This is a genomic window from Amycolatopsis sp. NPDC049688, from assembly GCF_040674975.1.
In the GTDB taxonomy this organism is placed as follows: Bacteria; Actinomycetota; Actinomycetes; order Mycobacteriales; family Pseudonocardiaceae; genus Amycolatopsis.
On sequence record NZ_JBFANY010000012.1, the window covers coordinates 199,467 to 219,048 of the forward strand.

At 72.3% G+C, this 19,582-nt stretch carries 21 protein-coding genes; 10 read left to right on the forward strand and 11 right to left on the reverse strand.

Annotated elements, in window-relative coordinates; genetic code table 11:
- Window positions 1-38 precede the first annotated feature (38 nt).
- From AB0J55_RS32070 to AB0J55_RS32090, 5 genes are all read right to left on the reverse strand, one after another.
- A complete protein-coding gene (locus AB0J55_RS32070) occupies window positions 39-2,069 on the reverse strand; it encodes a M4 family metallopeptidase (RefSeq protein WP_364256865.1) in 2,031 nt (676 codons plus the stop codon).
- A 250-nt stretch (window positions 2,070-2,319) separates the two neighbouring features.
- Window positions 2,320-3,603 (reverse strand): helix-turn-helix domain-containing protein, encoded by a 1,284-nt coding sequence (locus AB0J55_RS32075; RefSeq protein WP_364256868.1) that lies wholly within the window; start codon window positions 3,601-3,603, stop codon window positions 2,320-2,322.
- Window positions 3,604-3,701: 98 nt separating this feature from the next.
- The gene (locus AB0J55_RS32080; RefSeq protein WP_364256871.1) at window positions 3,702-4,523 is read right to left on the reverse strand and encodes a class I SAM-dependent methyltransferase; all 822 of its coding nucleotides are present in this window, start codon (window positions 4,521-4,523) and stop codon (window positions 3,702-3,704) included.
- Between the two features lie 8 nt (window positions 4,524-4,531).
- Entirely contained in the window at window positions 4,532-4,984 is a 453-nt protein-coding gene (locus tag AB0J55_RS32085; RefSeq protein ID WP_364256874.1) for a transcriptional regulator, read from the reverse strand.
- 26 nt (window positions 4,985-5,010) lie between these two features.
- A complete protein-coding gene (locus AB0J55_RS32090) occupies window positions 5,011-5,961 on the reverse strand; it encodes an alpha/beta fold hydrolase (RefSeq protein WP_364256877.1) in 951 nt (316 codons plus the stop codon).
- Between the two features lie 205 nt (window positions 5,962-6,166).
- On the opposite strand from AB0J55_RS32090, the gene AB0J55_RS32095 reads away from it, so the two are divergent.
- Window positions 6,167-6,952: a TIGR00730 family Rossman fold protein gene (locus tag AB0J55_RS32095; protein ID WP_361085418.1), complete on the forward strand. Its 786-nt coding sequence runs from the start codon at window positions 6,167-6,169 to the stop codon at window positions 6,950-6,952.
- Window positions 6,952-7,536, forward strand: a complete 585-nt coding sequence (locus AB0J55_RS32100; protein ID WP_364256879.1) for a TIGR00730 family Rossman fold protein — start codon at window positions 6,952-6,954, stop codon at window positions 7,534-7,536. Before AB0J55_RS32095 ends, AB0J55_RS32100 begins: the two co-directional genes overlap by 1 nt.
- Here the strand turns inward: AB0J55_RS32100 and AB0J55_RS32105 are convergent.
- Window positions 7,533-8,207 carry a lysophospholipid acyltransferase family protein gene (locus AB0J55_RS32105; RefSeq protein WP_364256882.1) on the reverse strand — a complete coding sequence of 225 codons (675 nt, stop codon included), beginning with the start codon at window positions 8,205-8,207 and terminating at the stop codon, window positions 7,533-7,535. The two genes, AB0J55_RS32100 and AB0J55_RS32105, sit on opposite strands and share 4 nt — an antisense overlap.
- A 51-nt stretch (window positions 8,208-8,258) precedes the next feature.
- On the opposite strand from AB0J55_RS32105, the gene AB0J55_RS32110 reads away from it, so the two are divergent.
- The gene (locus AB0J55_RS32110; protein ID WP_364256885.1) at window positions 8,259-9,161 is read left to right on the forward strand and encodes a glucosyl-3-phosphoglycerate synthase; all 903 of its coding nucleotides are present in this window, start codon (window positions 8,259-8,261) and stop codon (window positions 9,159-9,161) included.
- Here the strand turns inward: AB0J55_RS32110 and cydC are convergent.
- Genes cydC through AB0J55_RS32130 form a run of 4 tightly spaced genes read right to left on the reverse strand, consistent with a single transcriptional unit; the run spans window position 9,097 to window position 14,373 of the window.
- Window positions 9,097-10,677 carry a thiol reductant ABC exporter subunit CydC gene (gene cydC / locus AB0J55_RS32115; protein ID WP_364256888.1) on the reverse strand — a complete coding sequence of 527 codons (1,581 nt, stop codon included), beginning with the start codon at window positions 10,675-10,677 and terminating at the stop codon, window positions 9,097-9,099. The genes AB0J55_RS32110 and cydC overlap by 65 nt on opposite strands.
- A complete protein-coding gene (gene cydD, locus AB0J55_RS32120) occupies window positions 10,674-12,230 on the reverse strand; it encodes a thiol reductant ABC exporter subunit CydD (RefSeq protein ID WP_364256891.1) in 1,557 nt (518 codons plus the stop codon). The genes cydC and cydD overlap by 4 nt, the downstream gene beginning before the upstream one ends.
- A 10-nt stretch (window positions 12,231-12,240) precedes the next feature.
- Window positions 12,241-13,209, reverse strand: a complete 969-nt coding sequence (locus AB0J55_RS32125; protein WP_364256894.1) for a cytochrome d ubiquinol oxidase subunit II — start codon at window positions 13,207-13,209, stop codon at window positions 12,241-12,243.
- Between the two features lie 3 nt (window positions 13,210-13,212).
- Entirely contained in the window at window positions 13,213-14,373 is a 1,161-nt protein-coding gene (locus AB0J55_RS32130; RefSeq protein WP_364256897.1) for a cytochrome ubiquinol oxidase subunit I, read from the reverse strand.
- Window positions 14,374-14,433: 60 nt separating this feature from the next.
- Between AB0J55_RS32130 and AB0J55_RS32135 the strand changes: the two genes are divergently transcribed.
- Genes AB0J55_RS32135 through AB0J55_RS32155 form a run of 5 tightly spaced genes read left to right on the forward strand, consistent with a single transcriptional unit; the run spans window position 14,434 to window position 16,747 of the window.
- Window positions 14,434-14,751 carry a helix-turn-helix transcriptional regulator gene (locus AB0J55_RS32135; protein WP_364256900.1) on the forward strand — a complete coding sequence of 106 codons (318 nt, stop codon included), beginning with the start codon at window positions 14,434-14,436 and terminating at the stop codon, window positions 14,749-14,751.
- Complete coding sequence (locus tag AB0J55_RS32140; RefSeq protein ID WP_364256903.1) at window positions 14,748-15,416, forward strand: permease prefix domain 1-containing protein; 669 nt, start codon at window positions 14,748-14,750, stop codon at window positions 15,414-15,416. Before AB0J55_RS32135 ends, AB0J55_RS32140 begins: the two co-directional genes overlap by 4 nt.
- On the forward strand, window positions 15,413-15,736 hold the full coding sequence (locus AB0J55_RS32145) for a DivIVA domain-containing protein (RefSeq protein ID WP_364256906.1): 324 nt from the start codon (window positions 15,413-15,415) through the stop codon (window positions 15,734-15,736). Before AB0J55_RS32140 ends, AB0J55_RS32145 begins: the two co-directional genes overlap by 4 nt.
- Entirely contained in the window at window positions 15,733-16,191 is a 459-nt protein-coding gene (locus tag AB0J55_RS32150; RefSeq protein WP_364256909.1) for an SRPBCC family protein, read from the forward strand. Before AB0J55_RS32145 ends, AB0J55_RS32150 begins: the two co-directional genes overlap by 4 nt.
- On the forward strand, window positions 16,184-16,747 hold the full coding sequence (locus AB0J55_RS32155) for a DNA-3-methyladenine glycosylase I (protein ID WP_364256912.1): 564 nt from the start codon (window positions 16,184-16,186) through the stop codon (window positions 16,745-16,747). The genes AB0J55_RS32150 and AB0J55_RS32155 overlap by 8 nt, the downstream gene beginning before the upstream one ends.
- A 41-nt stretch (window positions 16,748-16,788) precedes the next feature.
- Here the strand turns inward: AB0J55_RS32155 and AB0J55_RS32160 are convergent, their stop codons facing one another.
- The gene (locus AB0J55_RS32160) at window positions 16,789-17,583 is read right to left on the reverse strand and encodes an enoyl-CoA hydratase-related protein (protein ID WP_364256915.1); all 795 of its coding nucleotides are present in this window, start codon (window positions 17,581-17,583) and stop codon (window positions 16,789-16,791) included.
- A gap of 199 nt (window positions 17,584-17,782) precedes the next feature.
- On the opposite strand from AB0J55_RS32160, the gene AB0J55_RS32165 reads away from it, so the two are divergent.
- Together AB0J55_RS32165 and AB0J55_RS32170 are read left to right on the forward strand one after the other, a co-directional pair.
- Window positions 17,783-17,950 carry a DUF3117 domain-containing protein gene (locus AB0J55_RS32165; RefSeq protein WP_013222969.1) on the forward strand — a complete coding sequence of 56 codons (168 nt, stop codon included), beginning with the start codon at window positions 17,783-17,785 and terminating at the stop codon, window positions 17,948-17,950.
- 90 nt (window positions 17,951-18,040) lie between these two features.
- Window positions 18,041-19,492 (forward strand): M17 family metallopeptidase, encoded by a 1,452-nt coding sequence (locus AB0J55_RS32170; RefSeq protein WP_364256918.1) that lies wholly within the window; start codon window positions 18,041-18,043, stop codon window positions 19,490-19,492.
- Window positions 19,493-19,582 lie beyond the last annotated feature (90 nt).

Sequence of the window (19,582 nt, forward strand, 5' to 3'; positions counted from 1 at the left end):
CCGCGCGGTGGCGTGGTCCACCACCGCGCGGCCGGGTTTCAGCAGGCGCCGCTGTCGCTCCACACGGCCCAGGAGCCGGGCGCACCGGGCTCGGCCCCGGTCGAGTACCACAGCGACGTCCACTTGTGACCGTTGTGGCCGACGACGTCGTTGGGCACGTACGCCTTCGCGGAGTCCCACTCGGCGAGCCCGTCGCAGCCGGTCGGCGGCGGGCCGCCGCTGCCGACGGTCAGCGTGAACTGCGCGGAGTGGTCGGCGTCGGTGCCGTCGCCGCTGACCGTCACCTGGCTGGTGCCCTCCGGCGTGGTCGCCGACGTGGTGATGGTCAGCGTCGCCGAGCCGCCGGAGGAGATGCTCGCCGGGCTGATCGTCGCCTTCGCGCCCTCAGGCAGGCCGGACGCCACCAGCTGCACGGTCTGGGCGTTGCCCGAGGTGATCCGGGTGGTCACCGTGGTGGTCGCCGTCTGTCCGGGTTGGACGGTCGCCGACGTCGGCGAAAGCGTCAGCGAGTAGTCGTTGCCGGCGGGCGGCTGGCCACTGCAGGTCGGCTCACCGCTGACCGCGGGGACGCTCACCGCGTCCCAGGCCGCCTTGGTCGAGGCGAACTCGGTGCAGCTGCCCGGGAACAGCGCGATCGCGGCCTCGAGGGTGGCCTTGCGGGCCGCCCGGTGGTTCCACGACGAGGTCTTCTTCAGGAGGCCGTTGTAGAAGATCTTGCCGGCCTTCTGGATGCCGATGCCGGTCACGGCCGAGCCGTTGCACGTCGGGCTGGCCGGCGAGGCGTTGCTGCCCTGCGAGAGCAGGTAGAACCAGTGGTTCTGCGGGCCCGCGGCCGCGTGCACCTCGGTGCTCGGGATCGACGACGAGTAGCAGTTCGGGTCGCCGACCTGGCTGGGGTTGTACATGTAGCGGATCGGGCCGTTGCCGACCAGGTTGACGCCCTCGCCGACGGTGAAGTCCGGCCGGTCCACCGGGTTGCCGGCGTAGAACTCGGTCAGCGCGCCGAAGATGTCGCCGGTGGACTCGTTGAGCCCGCCGTTCTCGTTGCCCGAACCCGCGCCGCCCGGCGTGGTCTGGAAGATCGCGTGGCCGAATTCGTGGCCGACGACGTCCATCGGCGTCGCCTGGCGGCGGTTGTCCTGGGAGTGCCCGAAGTGCGTCGAGGAGCCGTCCCAGTAGGCGTTGACGTCGTTGAGGCCGACGCTGGCGCGGAACCCGCCGCCTGCCCCGTCGATGCCGTTGCGGCCGAGCCAGTCGCCGAGCATCTTCCACTCGGTCTGGACGCTGTAGAGCGCGTCGACGCAGGCGGTCTCCAGGTCGGTGCCGGAGCCGTTGCCCCAGGTGTTGCTGCTCTTCGTGAAGATCGAGCCGCCCTCGCGGCCGCAGGCGATGCCGCGGCGTCCGGGGTCGGTCATGGAGTAGGAGCCGCCGGAGCCGGACGTGTCGATCGGGACGGTGCCGGCGTAGTAGGAGTTGCCGGTGCCGGCTTCGCGGACGTCGTCGCGGGTGTCGAGGACGGCGCCGGTCGCGCTGTCGACGAACACGTGCAGGTGGGTCGGCTTGGTGCGGGCGTGGCCGCTGACCACGACCTCGTAGGCCAGCTTCGGGGCGTCCCCGGCCAGCACGACCAGCTTCGGCGGGGTGGTGTTGTCCACCTTGGACACCTGGGCGGTGGCGATCTTCGTGGCCTGCTCGGCCCGGAGCGTGGCCTGCGTGCCGACGGTGATCGGGGCGGTGACCGCGGCTTCGGTGCCGCGGACCCGGCCGGCGCCGTCGGCGACGACCACCGCGTCGCCGCCGACGACCGGCAGGCCGTGGTAGGTGCGCTGGTAGGAGGCGTAGTAGAGCCCGCCGCCACCCGGGGTGACTCCGGTGCGGACGAAGGCCTCCCCGGCACCCTTCGCGAGCCGGTCGGCGCCGGTGAGGGCGGCCTGGTCGGCGGCGCGGGCGGCGAGCGCCTCGGGCGGGGTGGCGGCGGGAGGTGCGGGAGCGGCGGCGGCCGGGATCGCCGGCACCGCGAAGGTCAGGGCCAGGCCGGCGATCGCCGCCAGCCCTCGTGGGGATCTCATGGGGAACCTTTCCGGGGACCGGGAGGAGTGTGCCCGGAGTAATAACTGCTGTTATTGCGCCGGACGCGTCCGAGTAAAGGTTCCGCCCGCGGGCGGGTCAATGGGCCGAACGGCGCAGCGGGCCGGCTCGGCGATCGCGTTGCTCGGGGCAAACGGGCAGGTCAGCGCACTGACAGTGACTGGTCTGAACCAATTCACCGACTTTAGTAGGAAAGTTGCTTTGGTTCGGACCACCGAGCTCGCTGGTCCGCTACCCCTCGCCCGCGGCCGAGTCGAGGCCGCGGCGGTACGCCTCGATGGCGTCCTCGAGATGACCACGTTGTCGGAGCGCGTCGCCGAGCCGCAGGGCCGTCGAAACCGCCGCGCCGTGCAGGGACGCCCCGGTCTGGATCCCGAACGCTTCGCGCAGCAGCCGGGTCGCCGTCTCCAGGTCGCCCCGGGCCTGGGCGACCTGCCCGAGCAGGCTCGTCGCCTCGCCGAGCGATTCGACGTCGCGGGACAGCAGTTCGCGGACGCCGGAGACGAGCGCCGCGGCCTCCTCCGGGGCACCCTGCCGGAGCCGGACCTCGGCCAGTTCGAGCGTCGCCCCGGCGAAGCCCTCCTCCGCGCCGATCGCCGCGAGCTGGTCGCGGGCCGCCGTCAGCTCCGCGCGGGCCTCGTCGAGGCGGCCGAGGTGGCGCAGCAGGTAGCCGCGGGCCCAGCGGCAGCGGGCCGCGTCGCGGTCGAACCCGGCCGAGGCGAACAGCCGGCACGCCTCGGTCAGGTCCTCGTCCGCCCGGTCCGCGCGGCCGATCGCCTGCCAGACCTGCGACGCCTGCCGGTGGAACCGCGCGACGAAGTCCGGCCGCGTCGCCGCCCGGGCCAGCCGCCGCCCGTCCTCGGCCGCGCGGCGGGCCCGGTGCAGGCCGCCCATCTCCATCAAGGGGTGGATCAGGGCGGTGAGCAGGCACAGCTCGGCGTCCGGGTCCAGCGGGCGCCCGGCCAGTTCGGCTTCGATCCGCGCGATCGCCGGGCCCGGGTCGCCGTTCTGGAACCGGCAGTTCGCCCACCGGTGCACGATCATCGCCCGCAGCCACGGCGGCGCCGTGCCGGCCAGCTCCTCCGCGTGCTCCAAGGCCCGCTGTGCGCCCGAGACGTCGAACAGCTGCCACTTCACCTCGGCCTGGCAGAACCGCGCGTAGCACTCGACGTCGTCGAGGTGGTAGCCCGCGGCCTGCTTCGCCACGTCGGCGAACCGCGCCTCCGCCTCGGCGACGCGGCCCTGTTCCAGGTCGCGGTAGCCCTCGTCCAGGGCGGCGCGCAGCTCGTCGGCGACACCCGGCGGACGGCCGAACCGCAGCTCGTCCACGGTGAGGCCGAGCCGTTGCGCCAGGTAGGCCAGCATCTCTTCCGACGGCGGGCGGCTGCCGGTCTCCACCTTCGCCAGGAAGCCCCGGTCGTAACCCGGCTCGGCCAGCTCGCGCTGGGTCCAGCCGCGGCCGGTGCGCAGCCGCCGGATCCGCGCGCCGAGCGGTTCGGCGGGTGCGCTGGTCATCTCCTTACGGTAGGTCATCGGCGCGGGGACCGGGAAAACCGCCGACGGGTACGCCGGGACAGCGCTTTCTCCCCGGCCACCGTGCCGTTCCGCCGGCGTCAGAACCGGTAGCGGAGGATGCGCGCGCCCTGGCGGGACAGCGCGGTGCTGCGGGCCACCAGGCGCGTAAGGGCCCGTACCGGCTGCGGGAACGCGGCCACTTCCGGGGCTCGGGTGAGGAGCTGCTCCTCGGTGAGGGTGAGGCCGGCGTCCCAGCGTTCCGGTTCGTGCGGGTCGTCGAAGCCCTGGGCGGCGCCGATACCGAGGGCCTTGATCGCGGGGTGGTACTTCATCGCCCACGCGGCGAAGCGGGTGTAGCCATTCAGCGCGAGTTCGCCGGACCGAAGCCGGTCGGTCAGCCGGCGGACCATGGTCCGGAACGAGTCGCCGGGCAGGAACGGCAGCAGGCCGTCGGCCACGATCACGGCGGGTCGGTCATCAGGCAGGGTCCGGACCCAGCCGGGCTCGGTGACGTCGGCGGCCACCGGGTGCGCCGGGTCCGGGAGGTACCGCTGCCGGAGGTCCAGGACTTCCGGGAAGTCGACGTCGTACCAGGCGACGCCGTCGGGTGGCGCGCAGCGGGACCACCGGGTGTCGAGGCCGCAGCCCAGGTCGACGACGACCGCATCGGGGTGCGCGGCGACGAACCGGCGGACGACGTCGTCCAGCTTCCTCGCGCGCAGCGCGGTACTGGTGACGAGGCTCGGCTTGAGCTTCAGCTTCGCGAAGTCGTAGCCGGTGTCCTCGGCGATCCGGGCGGCGAGGGCCGCGGACCGGGTGTCGCCGAGGATCGGGGCCGGTGCCGTGCTGTCGAGTGCTCGGGCGTACAGGGTGAGCAGCAGTGTTTCCTGGACCGGGTCCAGGCGGAGCGGGTCCGGCATGGGAGTTCCTAGTGGTTCGGGGGATTGCGGGCGGCGATGTCCCGCAGCCAGGTCAGCGATTCCCGGGCCGCCTTGATGCGCTCGGTGCCGGGTCCTTCGTGGCCGGTGATGGCGAAGCCCTCGTCGGCGATGTCGCCGAACGCGCTGAGGCTGTCGAGCTTGCGTTGGACGACCTTGTGCCAGGCGTCGTCCTCGATGCGGTAGTAGGCGGTGCGGTCGCCGGGGTGGCGGACCTTGCGCACCAGCCCGATGGTGGTGAGCAGGCGCATGTTGGAGGTGAGCGACGCCCGGCTGGCCTGGATCGTGTCGGCGATCGCGCCCGCCGACTGCTCGGGCGGGTCGCAGATCATGAGCCAGCCGAGGACGCGCCCGGTGATCGGGGGCAGCCCCCACTCCTCCACGCAGAAGGTGGCCACCCGTTCCACCCACCGCATGAGCCGGTCCTGCCGGTCGTCGCCCATGGCGCCTCACTCCCTGTGTCCGCTGCTCACCGTTTCATAGCGGCGACGGACTCGGCGGTGGGTGCCGGGGTGGTGGTCGCCAGGCGGGTCCGGCGCAGGTAGCGGTCGAACCACTCGACGGCCAGCGCCATGGCCTCCTCGAGACCGGGACCGGTGTAGAGGCCGAGCACGTCGTAGGGCAGGACTTCCAGCCGCTTGGGCTCCCCGGCCTTGGCGAAGGCGGTCTGGGCTTCGTCGAGCATGTGGTACGGGTCGTGGCCGCCGTTGGCGATCATCAGCAGCGGCGTCGGCGCGAGCCGGTCGATGAGGTTCTCCGGGGCGAACGTGAGCAGGTGCTCGGTGGAGTCGAGGGTCTTTTCGTTGCGGTAGGTGGGGTACAGCTCGAGCGAGAGGTCCTGGGCGCCCTTGGCGTTCTCGTGGTCCAGGTTCAGGTGCGGGACCCGGGCGCTCTCGCCGGTTTCGTAGCGGCGTTGCCAGTCCTCGCTGAGCCGTTCGCGCAGCGCGTGCAGCCCGTTCCGGCCGAGCAGCCGTTCCAGGTACCGCCAGCCGTTCCACACGCTCGGGCTCTGCACGACGACGCACCGGGCGCGCCGGTCGAGCACGGCGGCCTGGACGGCGACCGAGCCGCCGATGCTGACGCCCCACAGGCCGATGCGTTCCGGCTGCACCTCCGGCCGGGTCTGCAGGTAGGAGATCGCGCTGCGGAAGTCCTCCACCTGCCGCTCGGGGTAGTCCAGCCCGCGCGGCTCGCCTTCGCTCGACCCGACGGTCCGGTAGTCGATGGCCAGCACGACGAAGCCCGCCGCCACGAAGTAAGGCGCGAAGTAGGCGAGGGCCTCCTTCACCATCACGCCGCTGTGCCCGAGCACCAGCGCGGGGGCCGGTGCGTCCGCGGACACCGCGTCCGGCACGTAGAGGTCGCCCGCGCAGCGAGTGCCCAGGCTGGTGAACGTCACGGATTCCGGCGGCATGGTCATGACCGCCGGTCCTTGCTACTATTTTCAGTCACGACTGAAATATATGGCAAGTTGTCCGGCGTTGTCCAGCGGCGACCGGGACCATCCACAGTGGAGGGAATGATCCGGTGCCCGGGGTTCACGGCCCGGCCACCCGCTCGCCACCGGCGTCCCCGCCACGGCGTTGCCGCCCTTTCCGCCGGCGGTCAGGCCGTAACATGGCGTAGTGAGCGAACAGTCTGAATGGCCGGACGGCCAGTACCCCGAACGCCCGGTGGAGCGGCACAAGGGCCCGGTCGTGCTGCGCCGCGACCGCCGCGACCAGGGCAGCACCACCGACCAGCGGCTCCTGGACTCGCGCGGCCCGAGCGACTGGGTGCACACCGACCCGTGGCGCGTGCTGCGGATCCAGGCCGAGTTCGTCGAGGGCTTCGGCGCCCTCGCCGAGGTCCCGCGCGCGGTCACCGTGTTCGGCTCGGCCCGCACCAAGCGCGACAACCCGGAGTACGAGCTCGGCCGCAAGATCGGCGGCGCGCTGGCCAACGCCGGGTTCGCGGTGATGACCGGCGGCGGCCCGGGCGCGATGGAGGCGGTCAACCGCGGTGCGGCCGAGGCCGGCGGCTTCTCCGTCGGGCTCGGCATCGAGCTGCCGTTCGAGCAGGGCCTGAACCCGTGGGTCGACCTCGGCGTCAACTTCCGCTACTTCTTCGCCCGCAAGACGATGTTCATCAAGTATTCGCAGGCCTTCATCTGCCTGCCCGGCGGCTTCGGCACGCTCGACGAGCTGTTCGAGGCGCTGACCCTGGTGCAGACGAAGAAGGTCACGAAGTTCCCGGTGGTGCTGTTCGGCAGCGCCTACTGGGGCGGCCTCTACGAGTGGATCAAGAACTCGGTGCTGGCCGAGGGCAAGATCAGTCCGCACGACCTCGACCTGCTGTACGTCACCGACGACATCGACGACGCCGTCCGCGTGGTCCAGGAGTCCTACCAGGCGTGGGAGGACACGCACTGATGCGGCGGATCTGTGTCTTCTGCGGCTCGTCGATGGGCTTCTCGCCGCGGTACGCGGAGCAGGCGGCCGCCCTCGGCAAGCTGCTGGCCCAGCGCGGTATCGGCCTGGTCTACGGCGGTGCGAGCGTCGGCACGATGGGCGTGGTCGCCGACGCCGCGCTGGCCGCGGGCGGCGAGGTGATCGGCGTGATCCCGGAGGCGCTGTCGTCGGTCGAGATCGCCCACGCGGGCCTGTCCGAGCTGCACGTGGTGGCGGACATGCACGAGCGCAAGGCCAAGATGGCGGCCCTGTCCGACGGCTTCCTGGCCCTGCCGGGCGGCGCGGGCACGCTGGAGGAGCTGTTCGAGGTCTGGACGTGGGCCCAGCTCGGCCTGCACGGCAAGCCGATCGGCCTGGTCGACGTCGACGGGTACTACGCGCCGCTGATGACCTTCGCCGACCACATGGTGGCGGAGGGGTTCGTCAAGGAGGACTACCGGCAGCTGCTGCTCACCGACGCCGACCCGGCCGCGCTGCTGGACCGGTTCGAGACCTACGAACCGCCCGCCCCGCCGAAGTGGGCGAAGGAACCGCCGGGCATTTAGGCCACGCCCTCGCTCGGGCGCTTGTGGTAGGTGTCGACGTATTCCTGGCCCGAAAGCTCCAGGATCGCGTACATCACCTCGTCGGTGACCGACCGGCGGATCGCCGGCGCGTAGTCCTGGCCTTCGTAGCGCGAAAAGTCCATCGGCTTGCCGAACGTGATGCCGATCTTCGCCAGGCGGGGGATCTTCGCGCCGCCGGGCTGGAGCTTCTCGGTGCCGGTCAGCGCGACCGGCACCACCTTCGCGCCGGTCGCCAGGGCCAGCGCCGCGACGCCGGTGTGGCCGCGGTGGAGCCGGCCGTCCAGGGAGCGGGTGCCCTCCGGGTAGATCGCGAACACGCCGCCCGCGTCGAGCACCTTGCGCGCCGCCTCCAGGGCCGCCAGCCCGGCCTGGGCGTTGCCGCGCTCGACCGGGACGTACCCGAGGCCGCCGAGGAACCCGGCCAGCGCCCGGCCCTTGAGGCCCTTGCCGGCGAAGTACTCCGCCTTGCCGAGGAACTTGACCTGCCGGGGCGTCGCGAAGGTGATGACGCCGGTGTCGAGCGCCGCCCGGTGGTTGGCCGCCAGGAGCACCGGGCCCGTGGCAGGCACGTTCTCCACGCCGTGCACTTCGGGCCGGTACACGGCCCTGGCCAGCGGCCCCAGCACGAACCGGACAAGCAGCGCGATCAAGAGGTCCTCCTCCTCGGTGGCGGTGTCACCAGCATGGCACGATCGTTACTCGTGAGTTGGTTCGAGCGGCGTACGTGGCAGGAGCCCGGGTGGACGCCCGGGGACATCCTGGCCGCGAAGGGTGACCGGACGGTTTCGGTCGTGCTACCGGCCCTGGACGAAGAGCGGACCGTGGGTGACGTGGTCGCCTCGGTCCGGCCGCTGCTCGGTTCGGTCGTCGACGAGCTGATCGTCATGGACTCGGGTTCCACGGACGCCACGGCGCAAACCGCCGAAGCCGCGGGCGCGCGGGTGGTCCGGCGCGAGGACGTCCTGCCGGAGCTGCCGCCGGTGCCCGGCAAGGGCGAGGTGCTGTGGCGGTCGCTGGCCGCGACCAGCGGCGACTTCGTCGTGTTCCTCGACTCCGACCTGGTCGATCCGGACCCGGCGTTCGTGCCGTCCCTGCTCGGGCCGCTGGTTTCGGAACCGGGCGTCCACCTGGTCAAGGGCTTCTACCGCCGTCCGCTGCGGCTGGAGAGCACCGGCGGCGGCCGGGTCACCGAGCTGCTCGCCCGGCCGGTCCTCTCGGCGCTGCGTCCGGCGCTCGGCGGCCTGGTCCAGCCCCTCGGCGGCGAGTACGCGGGCACGCGCGAGTTCCTCGAGTCGGTGCCGTTCGCCGCCGGCTACGGCGTCGAGATCGGGCTGCTGCTCGACGCCGAGGCGCGGTACGGCCTCGACGGGCTCGCGCAGGTCAACCTCGGCGTCCGCAAGCACCGGAACCGGTCGCTGCGCCAGCTGGGCGTGATGTCCCGGCAGATCCTCGGCACGGCCCTGGACCGCTGCGGCGTCGCGGCGGCGGACGCGCCGTTCACGCAGTTCGTGCCGGTCGACGAGGAGTGGCTGCCGGACGTCACGGACGTCCGGGTGGCCGACCGCCCGCCGATGCGGGAAGTGCTCGCCCGTCCTCGAGGGTGAGCACCTCGTCGAAGCCGTCGACGTGCTCGGGGCGGTGGGTGACGAGGACCACGCTGCCCTTCGCCTGCGCGAGGACCCGCTCGAGGACGGCGTCCCCGTGGGCCGGGTCGAGGCCTTCCACGGGCTCGTCGAGCACGAGAACCGGCGGCGCGGCCAGCACGGCCCGGGCGAGCACCAGCCGCTGACGCTGACCGCCGGACAGCGCCTCGCCGTCCGGCCCGGTGTCGCGGTCGAGGTCCAGGTCGAAGCCGGCGGTGTCGCAGGCGGCCCGGAGCTCTTCGTCGGTCGCGTCTTCCTTCGCGAGCAGCAGGTTTTCGCGGACGGTCGTGTGGAAGACGTGGGCGTCGGCCTCGGCGCCCGAGATGACCTCCGACAGGTCGGCGTACTCGGTGAGCGGGTGGCCGTCGAGGGTGACCCGGCCTTCGGTGGGGGTTGCGCTGCCGAGCAGGAGACGCAGGACGGTCGTCTTCCCGGCCCCGCTGGGGCCGAGGATGCCGACGCGCTTGCCGGGCGGCAGGTCGAGGTCGAGACTGCGCAGCGCCGGCGGCCGGCCGGGGTGGCGGAGGCCGGCGTTTTCGAGCCGGAAATGGCCTTCGGCCACGGTGCGGGTCCCGGCGGGGACGGCGGGTTCGCTCAGCACGGCCCGCACGCGCGCGGCGGAGGCGCGGATCTCCGGCACCCGCCGCGCGGCGCCGATCAGCGGCAGGACGACTTCGAAGGCCGTCACGGCGGCCAGGGTGAGGGCCGCGGTCACCGGCACGGAGGCGTGGCAGAGCAGTCCGACGGCGACGGCGGTGACAAGCTGGACCAACACCCCGGCGGCGGTGGGGAGGGCCGACGTCCCTTCACCCCGGGTGAGCTCGTCGACGACCCGGGTCGCCTTCTGCTTCTGCTCTTCGAGCGCCCCGGCCGCGACGAGCTCGCGGTGCCCGGTGACGAGTTCGACGGCCCGTTCGGCGAGTTCGGCTCGTTTCGGGGCGTTCTCCCGCGCCGCCCGGCCGGTGGCGCGGATGACGAGCCACGGCAAGAGAACGCCGGCGACGAGCAGCCCACCGGCCAGCACGACGGCGGCCTGGGCGGACGCGGTGGCGGTGACGGCGACCGCGGCGACGCCCACGACGGCGGCCACCCCGGCGGGCAGCAGCCACCGCAGGACGGCGTCCTGCAGAGCGTCCACATCGGACACGAGCCGGGTGACGAGGTCGCCGCCGGAGTACCCGGTCCCGGGCACGAGGGCCTGGTAGATGCGGGCGCGGAGGTCGCCGAGCCAGCGCAGGACGACTTCGTGCCCGGCGAGCCGTTCGGCGTACCGCAGACCACCGCGGAGCAGGGCGAGCGTCCGGACGGCGACGATGGCGAGGGTGAGAGCGCCGAGCGGAGGCCGTTCGGCGGCCCGCAGCAACAGCCAGGCGGCGGTGGCCATGAGCGCGAGGGCGGCGAGTTCGGCGCCGGCGCCGAGCAGGGCGGCGCGGAGGAGGCGGAGGCAGTCCCTTGTGGACACACCCAAGGCGGTCATGCCGTCACCGCCGTGAGAACCCGGCCGGCGCGCAGCTCCACCACCCGCTCGGCCAGCGCGACCATCGCCGGCCGGTGCGCCACCAGCACCGCCGTCCGGCCCGGCAGCAACCGGCGGGCCGCCGACAGCACCACGTCCTCCGTCCGGGAGTCCAGCCGCGCCGTCGGCTCGTCCAGCAGCACCAGACCCGCCGACGTCCGCGCCAGCGCCCTGGCCAGTCCGACCCGCTGCCGCTGGCCCGCCGACAGCGCCTCACCCAGCTCGCCCACCGGCGTCGAAAAGCCCCCGGGCAACCCCGCCGCCACCGAATCCAAGGCCGCCGCCCGGGCCGCCGCGGGGACGTCGGCCGACGGGTCACCGAGGGCCACGTTCGAGGCCAGCGTTCCCCGGAACAACGTCGGCCGCTGGGGGACCCACGCCACGTCGGCCAGCCAGTCCGGCGACGACAGCGAACGCAGGTCCACCCCGTCCACCAGGACACGTCCCGACGTGGGCGTCACGAAGCCCAGCAACACGGAAAGGACCGTGCTCTTGCCCGCACCGCTCGGTCCCACCAGGGCGATCCGTGAACCGGCCGGCACCACCAGGTCCACATCGGACAGAGCCGGCACCCCGTCGTAGGCCACCGAAACCCGGTCGAAAACCACGGAAGGCGCGCCTCGCCGTCGCGTCAAGACCGCCGTCCGGGATGACACCACGGGCGCCGCCAAAGCCTCCCGCAACGCCGTCAACCCTTCCGCCGCCGCGTGGAACTTCGTTCCTGCCGCCCGCAGCGGCAGGTACGCCTCCGGGGTCAGCAGCAGGATCAGCAACGCCGGGCGCGCCGCCATGGCGCCCGAAAGCAACCGGAATCCGATCGGCACCGCCACCAGCGCCACCGACAACGTCGCCACCAGTTCCAGCACCAGCGCCGACAGGAACGCCACCCGCAGCGTCTTCACGGTCGCGTCGGCATGGGCGGACGCCATCGACCGCACCGCCGAAGCCTGCGACGCCGCCCGGCCGAACACCTTCGCCGTCCCAAGGCCCCGGACGGCGTCCAGGAAGTGGCCGCCCAGCTTGGTCAGCAACTGCCACTGCGCCGAAGCCCGGCTGTGCTTCCCGACCAGGACCGCGAACACCGGGATCAGCGGCAGGGTCAGCACGACCACGAGCGCGGCCGCCAGGTCCGTCGTGAACAGCCGCACGACCACCGCCACCGGCACGACCGCCGACACCACCAGCGACGGCAGGTACCCGGTCAGGTAGCTGTCCGTGGCGTCGACGCCGCGCGTGATCTGCGTCGCGACCACCCCGGCCCGGTCCGAAATGGACGAAAGCAACCGGCGGCGCAGGGCATTCCGGACCGAGGCCGCGAACCGCCCGCCGGCGAAACCGTGGCCCCAGGCCAGGACCACCCGCCCCGCGACGGCCACGACCAGGAACCAGGAAACCCCGCCGCCGGTGAGCAGGGTGGCGAGCCCCTCCGCCTGGAGGAGCACCGCCGCCGCGGTGAGCACCGCGAGCAGGCCGAGAACGAACAGGTACCGCCGGAGTCCGGGCAGCGCAGGCACGGTGTCCCCCCTAGAAGTGCAGCAGCGAGTGCTGGTCGACGGGACCGCGGTGGGCGCGCCAGGTCAGCCACTGCACCACCAGCAGCACCAGCAGCGACGGCGGCGCGAACCAGGCCAGCACGGCGAACGTCTCCGGCGCCGTCGCCGCCTGCGCGAGCGTCAGCGTGTCCTGCGCCGACACCAGCACGGCCGGGAATCGCACGGTGCCGGCGAGCAGCGCCGGGCAGGCCGAAAGCACCATCGACCCGACGAGCGTGAGCCGGTACCGCCGCACGGCCAACCCGAGGCGCATGACAGCGAAGGCCGCGAAGGCCAGGAGGGCCGCCCCGGCACCGAGCACCGAACCGCCGTCGAGCGCGAAGTAGCCCCATACCGAGGCGATCACGAGGAAGGCGAACACCGGCGGCGAGAAGGCACGAGCCAGCCGCACCGCGCGGCCGGTCAGCTCGGCCGGCGCGCGCACCGCCAGGAAAGCCGCGCCCTGCAGGCAGAACAACGCGACGAACCCGAGGCCCCACAGCACCGCGTACGGGTTGAAGAGCGCGAGCACGTCGCCGACCGGCGGCAGCCCGATGACCAGGTTGCCGAGGAACAGGCCCCACGACAGCGCCGTCACCAGCGCGCCGCCGACGATGCCCGCCGTCCACGCGCCGCGCCGGGCGTCCGGGCGGCGGCTGCGCAGCTGCATCGACGCCGTGAACGTGACCAGGCCGAGCAGCAGCGTCACGACCAGGACGTACGCCCCGGCGAACACCCGGCCCTCCAGGTGCGGGAACGCGCCGAACAGCAGGCCGACCGCGGCCACCAGCCACACCTCGTTGGCCAGGAAGAACGGCCCGAGCGCGCCGAGCAGCCGCCGTCGCCGCCGCTCGCCGGATTCGAACCCGGGCAGCAGCATCCCGACGCCGTAGTCGTACCCCGCCAACGCAAAGTAGCCGCAGGTCAGCAGGCCGAGTAAGCACCACCAGAAGGTCACCATCGGTCAGACTCCGCTCAGGACGGGCAGTTCGGCGGGCTCGCCGGCCGGTTCCGGGCCGCGCTTGGCGACCCGCGCCATGAGCACCCAGTCGGCCACCGCGAGCCCGGCGAACAGCAGGGTGAAAGCGATGAAGGAGAACAGGATCTGGCCCGCCGGGACGCCCGCGACGGCGTCGGCGGTCCGCAGCTTCCCCCAGACCAGCCACGGCTGACGGCCGAGCTCGCGCACCAGCCAGCCAAGGATGGCGGCCACGAACGGCAGCGGGATCGCCGCGACCATCAGGTAGTGCAGGAACCGGGCCTTCGTGAGCCAGTTCCGGATCAGCAGCAGGGTGCCCAGCAGCGCGCAGAGGAACATGACGAACCCGAGCATGATCATCATGCCGAGCGGCAGCCCGACCCCGCCGGTCTTCAGCTTGTCCGGCTGGTACTTCGCGAGCTCCCCGAACTGCGCGAAGCCCTGGTTCACCACGAAGATCGAGCCGGCCAGCGCGGTGACCACGCCGAGGCGCATCGACCGGCGGAAGAACTCGACCTCGGTGGTGCACTTGAGGAAGTGCCACGCGCTGACGCCGACGACGAAGAACCCGCCGGTCACCAGCGCGGCGCCGAGCACGTGCGGCAGCGACGCGGCCAGCGCCGGGTTGGCGAACAGCGCGCCGAAGTCGTCGAGGCGCAGCGTGCCGTGCTCGAGGTGGCTGCCGACCGGGTTCTGCAGGAACGAGTTCGCCAGCATGATGAACAGCGCCGACGCGTACGCGGTCAGCGTGACCAGCCAGATCAGCGCCAGGTGCAGCCCCTTCGGCAGGCGGCCGAAGCCGAAGATCCACAGGCCGAGGAAGGTCGACTCCAGGAAGAACGCGACCAGCGTCTCGATGGCCAGCGGTGCGCCGAAGACGTCGCCGGCGAACGCCGACAGCCCGGTCCAGGTCAGCCCGAACTGGAACTCCATCACGATGCCGGTGACGATGCCCAGCGCGTAGTTGATCACGTACAGGCGGCCCCAGAAGCGCGTCATCCGCAGGAGCTCGGGCTTGCCGCCGAACGTCCAGCGCGTCTGCGCCACGGCCACCAGCGTGACCAACCCCAGCGTGAGCAGCACGAACAGGAAGTGGAACGAAGTCGTCGTCGCGAACTGGAGTCTCGCGATCGGAAGGGCGTTCATGTAGACAGGCTACACATAGGCTGGCTACATGTAGCAAGACGACGTGTAGACTGCATACCCATGAAGGCGGACACCCTGCGCGGGCACCTCGACGCGTTGCTGCTGGCCGTGCTCGACGGCCGGAAACTGCACGGCTACGCGATCATCGAGGCGCTCCAGCTGCGCAGCGACGGCGCGCTCGACCTGCCGACCGGCACCGTGTACCCGGCACTGCGCCGGCTCGAGCGGGCCGGCTGGCTGGCCAGCGAGTGGGACGTCGTGTCCGGCCGCAAGCGCCGCACGTACCGGCTGACCCGCTCCGGCGAGCAGGCGCTGGCCGCCGAACGCGCGGACTGGCGGGAGTTCACCGCGGTCATCGGGGGAGTGCTGGAAGCATGATCGACGAGTACCTGGGGGAGCTGGACCGCAGGCTGCACGGCTGCGGCCGGTTCAAGGCCGACCTGCTGGAAGAGGCGCGCGACGGGCTGCACGACGCCGCCGACGCCTACCGCGCGGGCGGCTGGAGCGACGAGGACGCGCAGCGCCGGGCGGTCGCCGACTTCGGCCCGGCGGCCGTCGTCGCCCGCGACTACCAGGCCGAGCTGGGCATGCTCAGCGGTGTTCGCACGCTGTGGAAGCTCGTGCTGGGCGTCCCGGCGATGCAGATCGCGTGGGACTACGCGCGGATCCTCACCTTCGGCGAGTGGACGAAACTTTCGACGCCGACCCCGGAGTGGTACCGCGTGATCGCGCACGCCACGCACGGTGCCGTGTTCGTCGTGCCGGTGATCGGGGTGATCGCCCTGGTCGGCATCCGGTGGCTGTCCCGCCGGCTCGACGCCGTCCGGCTCGCCCGGTTCTGCGGCGCGCTGATCGCGCTGGCGGTCGGCATCAACCTCGCCTCGGTGGGGCTGGTGATCGGCTCGACCGGCCTCGTCGACGTCTCGCGGCTGTTCCTGAGCGTTCCCTGCGTCCTGCTGATGGTGGCCTGGGTGCTCCTTTCCGTCCGGCTCGTCGTGCTCGCGAGACGATCCTGGGGTGGGTATGCCACGATCGTCGCGTGACGACCGCGCTGATCTACCTCGTAGTCATGCTGCTGGTGGCGGCCGTGGTGTTCCTGCTCGCCGCGGTGGTGTTCGGCCGGGGTGAGGAGCTCGCCCCGCTGCCGCCGGGCAGTTCGCCCACGCGGCTGCCCGCCGAGGACATCACCGGCGAGGACCTGGCCGACGTCCGCTTCCAGCTGGTGTTCCGCGGCTACAAGATGTCCGAAGTGGACTGGGTGGTGCGACGGCTCGGCGTCGAGATCGACGAGCTGCGCGCCCGGGTCGCCGAGCTGGAGCAGCGCGAGCAGGAGCGGGAGAGCTCGCCCGAAGGCACCTCGTGACTGATCTGATCCTCTCGGTCGACGTCCGCGCCCCGGCCGGGACGACCTGGCTCGCGCTCACCGATTGGACCCGCCAGGGCGAGTGGATGCTCGGCACCGAGGTCGAGGTCGTCGAGGGCAACGGCCGCAGCGTCGGGTCGCGGCTTTCGGCGTTCACCGGGGTGGCCGGCATCGGCTTCACCGACACCATGGAGATCACCAGCTGGGAGCCGCCGGTGCGGTGCGCGGTCCGGCACCTCGGCAGCGTCGTGCAGGGCACGGGCACGTTCCAGGTGGTGCCCAAGGGCGCGACGCGCTCGACGTTCGTCTGGGCCGAGCACCTGCGGCTGCCGTTCGGGCCACTGGGCAGGCTCGGCTGGCCGGTCGTGCGGCCGGCGTTCGCGCTGGGGGTGCGCCAGTCGCTGCGGCGGTTCGCGCGGTTCGCGGAGGACTATTCGGTGGGTGGGGATGAGTGAGCTTCTCGGCGCCGACGGCGTCGCGCGGTGCAGCTGGGGCAATTCGGCACCGGACTACATCGAGTACCACGACACGGAGTGGGGTGTCCCGCTCCACGGGCAGGACGAGCTGTACGAGCGGCTCTGCCTGGAGTCGTTCCAGTCGGGGCTGTCGTGGATCACGATCCTGCGCAAGCGCGAGGGGTTCCGGAAGGCGTTCAAGCAGTTCAAGCCGGCGAAGGTGGCCAAGTTCGGCGACGCCGACGTCGAGCGGCTGATGCAGGACGCGTCGATCGTGCGGAACCGGGCGAAGATCCTGGCCGCGATCAAGAACGCTCAGGCCATCGCCTCGCTGGACCAGCCGCTGGACGAGCTGCTGTGGTCGTTCGCGCCCGCGTCGCACAAGCGTCCCGCGACGATGGCGGACGTCCCGGCGATCACGGACGAGTCCAAGGCGATGGCGAAGGAACTGAAGAAGCGCGGCTTCGTCTTCCTCGGCCCGACGACCTGCTACGCGCTCATGCAGGCGACCGGCATGGTCGACGACCACGTCTCCGGCTGCTTCCGCGCCTCGTGAGTGAGAAACAGTGTTAGAACACTGTTTCTCACTCACGAGGGTCACTTGCCCTGGAAGGTGGGCTTGCGCTTGCCGACGAAGGCTTCCACGGCTTCGGCGTGGTCAGCCGTCGCGCCGAGTGCCGTCTGGGCGGCGTCCTCGGCGTCGAGGGCTTCCTCGAACGTCGACTGCGCGGCCAGGTTGAGCACGCTCTTGATCTTCGCGTAGGCGACGGTCGGGCCGGCCGCGAGCTTCGCCGCCACCTGCTGCGCGCGGCCGGCGAGCTCCTCGTCCGGGACGACCTCGCCGACCAGGCCGAGCCGCAGCGCCTCGGCCGCGTCGACCGTCCGGGCCAGCAGCATCAGCTCGGCGGCGCGGCCGTAGCCGACCAGCCGCTGCAGCGTCCAGGACGCGCCCGAGTCCGGGCCCAGCCCGACGTTGGCGAAGGCCATCAGGAACGACGACGACTCGGCGGCGATCCGCAGGTCGCTGGCGTAGGCGAAGGCGGCCCCGGCACCGGCGGCGGTGCCGTTGACGGCGGCGATCACCGGCTTCTCCATCGCCACGATCGCCTTGACGATCGGGTTGTAGTGCTCCTTCACGGTGTGTAGCGGGGCGGGGTCACCCGCTTGCAGCAGTCCCACGTGCTCCTTCAGGTCCTGGCCGGCGCAGAACGCCTTGCCCGAACCGGTCAGCACGACCGCGCGGACTCCCTCGTCGCCGGACGCCTCGCGCAGCGCCGCGAGCAGTGCTTCCTTCAGCTCCACGGTCAGCGAGTTGTACGCCTGCGGCCGGTTGAGGGTGAGGGTGCGCACCCCGTCGGCGTCGGCGGTCAACAGGACGTCGGATGTGGTCACGTCTTCTCCTTGCGCGGAAAACTTCGGTCGGCCGAGAGTCTTTCACCTCGCGCGGGCCGCATACCAGCACCGATACGGCGGCAAAAGATCCCCTCCGCTGATGCGCCCGGCCGCTGATGAGGGACAATGGACACCAGACCCGGCTGGCTTTCACGCGAGCGCGACCCGGGCGCGCCGGTTGAGACGGAGGGAGCACGCTATGGCGGCCATGAAGCCCCGGACCGGAGATGGTCCCCTCGAAGTGACTAAGGAGGGGCGGGGCCTCGTGATGCGCGTACCGCTCGAGGGTGGTGGGCGACTCGTCGTCGAACTCTCCGCGGAAGAAGCGAAGGACCTCGGCGCCGCACTGGCGGAGGTCACCGGCTGAGCCTGCCTTCCCGAACCGTCCTTCCGTCGCACCCCGGTCTCCCTTCGGAGGCCGGGGTCGCGGTTCCTCTGCGCCCGAAGGTTGCTCACTGTGCGTAATCCGCTACCGCCCGTTCCGGCTACCCTGCTCGACATCGAGGTCGCGACGGAGTTCCGCCGCGGCGTCCCGGCGGCCCGGCTGGTGGCCGCGCCCGACAACGATGACGTCGAGCCCTTGGAGATCGAGGGCGTCCGGATCAGCGGCAAGGCGGGTGACGTCCAGACGGTTCCCGGCGCCGGCCCGCGCTGGGTGGCGGGGCTGGGCGACGGCGAGCCGAAGCAGTACCGCAAGACCGGCGCGGCGCTGGTCCGTTCCGTGCACTCGTCGCTGGCCGAGGACGTCGACCACGGCGGCAAGCCGTTCCGCGCGGTCCAGCTGGAGCTGCCCGAGGAGGCGTCCGGCGAGCACGTGACCGAGCTGGTGCTGGGCCTGCTCCTCGGCGGCTACCGGTTCAAGGTGACCGGCGAGGACCCGAAGCCGGTGGTGCGGACCATCCGGCTCGTGTCCGAGGACCCGGCGCTGCCTTCGCTGGTCGAGCGGGCTTCGGCGCTGGCCGCGGCGACGGCGCTGACCCGCGACCTCGCGAACACGCCGTCCAACGTGAAGACGCCGGCGTGGCTGGCCGACACGGCCGCCCGCGTGGCCGGCCCGCGCGTCGAGGTGACGGTGCGGGACGAGAAGTGGCTGGCGGCGGAGGGCTTCGGCGGCGTCCTGGCCGTCGGCGGCGGTTCGGCGCGGCCGCCGCGACTGGTCGAGATGACGTACCAGCCGGCGGGCGCGTCCCCGCACCTGCTGCTGGTGGGCAAGGGCATCACGTTCGACACGGGCGGCCTGTCGATCAAGCCGGCCGACGGCATGCACCTGATGCGCACGGACATGGCGGGCGGCGCGGCGGTGATCGCGGCGACCCGCGCGATCGCGGCGCTGGGGCTGCCGGTCCGGGTGACGGCGCTGGTCCCGTGCGCGGAGAACCACGTCTCGGGCTCGTCGTACCGCCCGGGCGACATCGTCCGCCACTACGGCGGCAAGACGACCGAGGTGGGCAACACGGACGCGGAGGGCCGGATGGTCCTGGCCGACGCGCTGGCGTACGGCATCCGCAAGTTCGCCCCGGACTACGTGGTGGACGCGGCGACGTTGACGGGCGCGATGAAGGTGTCCCTGGGCCTGCGCACGGGCGGGCTGTTCGCGTCGGACTCCTCGCTGGCGGCCGCGGTGATCTCGGCGGGCGCCCGGGTGGGCGAGGCCTGGTGGCGGATGCCGCTGGTGGAGGACTACGCGGAGAACGTCCGCGGCGAGTTCGGCGACGTCCGCCAGACCCCGGGCGGCCCGGGCGGCATCACGGCGGCGTTGTTCCTGCGCGAGTTCACGGCGGGGCTGCCGTGGGCGCACCTGGACATCGCGGGCCCGGCGCGGTCGGAGAAGAACTACGACGAGGTGGTCCCGGGCGCGACGGGCTTCGCGGCGCGGACGCTGGTGGAGCTGGCGGCGTCGCTGGGCTGAGCTCCCAGTTGCCCACAGTTCGGCTGGGCTGTGGAGTGGAGCATCGCGCACCTCCTGGAGATCGACGCGGCTCGCGCGGCCTACGACGCC

Excerpts from the sequence above, each read along its gene's own strand:
- AB0J55_RS32140 (WP_364256903.1), top strand. The coding sequence starts at position 14,748 with ATGATCGACGAGTACCTGGGGGAGCTGGACCGCAGGCTGCACGGCTGC.
- AB0J55_RS32085 (WP_364256874.1), bottom strand. The coding sequence starts at position 4,984 with ATGGGCGACGACCGGCAGGACCGGCTCATGCGGTGGGTGGAACGGGTG.
- AB0J55_RS32080 (WP_364256871.1), bottom strand. The coding sequence starts at position 4,523 with ATGCCGGACCCGCTCCGCCTGGACCCGGTCCAGGAAACACTGCTGCTC.
- AB0J55_RS32100 (WP_364256879.1), top strand. The coding sequence starts at position 6,952 with ATGCGGCGGATCTGTGTCTTCTGCGGCTCGTCGATGGGCTTCTCGCCG.
- AB0J55_RS32130 (WP_364256897.1), bottom strand. The coding sequence starts at position 14,373 with ATGAACGCCCTTCCGATCGCGAGACTCCAGTTCGCGACGACGACTTCG.
- AB0J55_RS32135 (WP_364256900.1), top strand. The coding sequence starts at position 14,434 with ATGAAGGCGGACACCCTGCGCGGGCACCTCGACGCGTTGCTGCTGGCC.
- AB0J55_RS32125 (WP_364256894.1), bottom strand. The coding sequence starts at position 13,209 with ATGGTGACCTTCTGGTGGTGCTTACTCGGCCTGCTGACCTGCGGCTAC.
- cydC (WP_364256888.1), bottom strand. The coding sequence starts at position 10,677 with ATGACCGCCTTGGGTGTGTCCACAAGGGACTGCCTCCGCCTCCTCCGC.
- AB0J55_RS32155 (WP_364256912.1), top strand. The coding sequence starts at position 16,184 with ATGAGTGAGCTTCTCGGCGCCGACGGCGTCGCGCGGTGCAGCTGGGGC.
- AB0J55_RS32070 (WP_364256865.1), bottom strand. The coding sequence starts at position 2,069 with ATGAGATCCCCACGAGGGCTGGCGGCGATCGCCGGCCTGGCCCTGACC.
- AB0J55_RS32165 (WP_013222969.1), top strand. The coding sequence starts at position 17,783 with ATGGCGGCCATGAAGCCCCGGACCGGAGATGGTCCCCTCGAAGTGACT.
- AB0J55_RS32090 (WP_364256877.1), bottom strand. The coding sequence starts at position 5,961 with ATGACCATGCCGCCGGAATCCGTGACGTTCACCAGCCTGGGCACTCGC.
- AB0J55_RS32075 (WP_364256868.1), bottom strand. The coding sequence starts at position 3,603 with ATGACCAGCGCACCCGCCGAACCGCTCGGCGCGCGGATCCGGCGGCTG.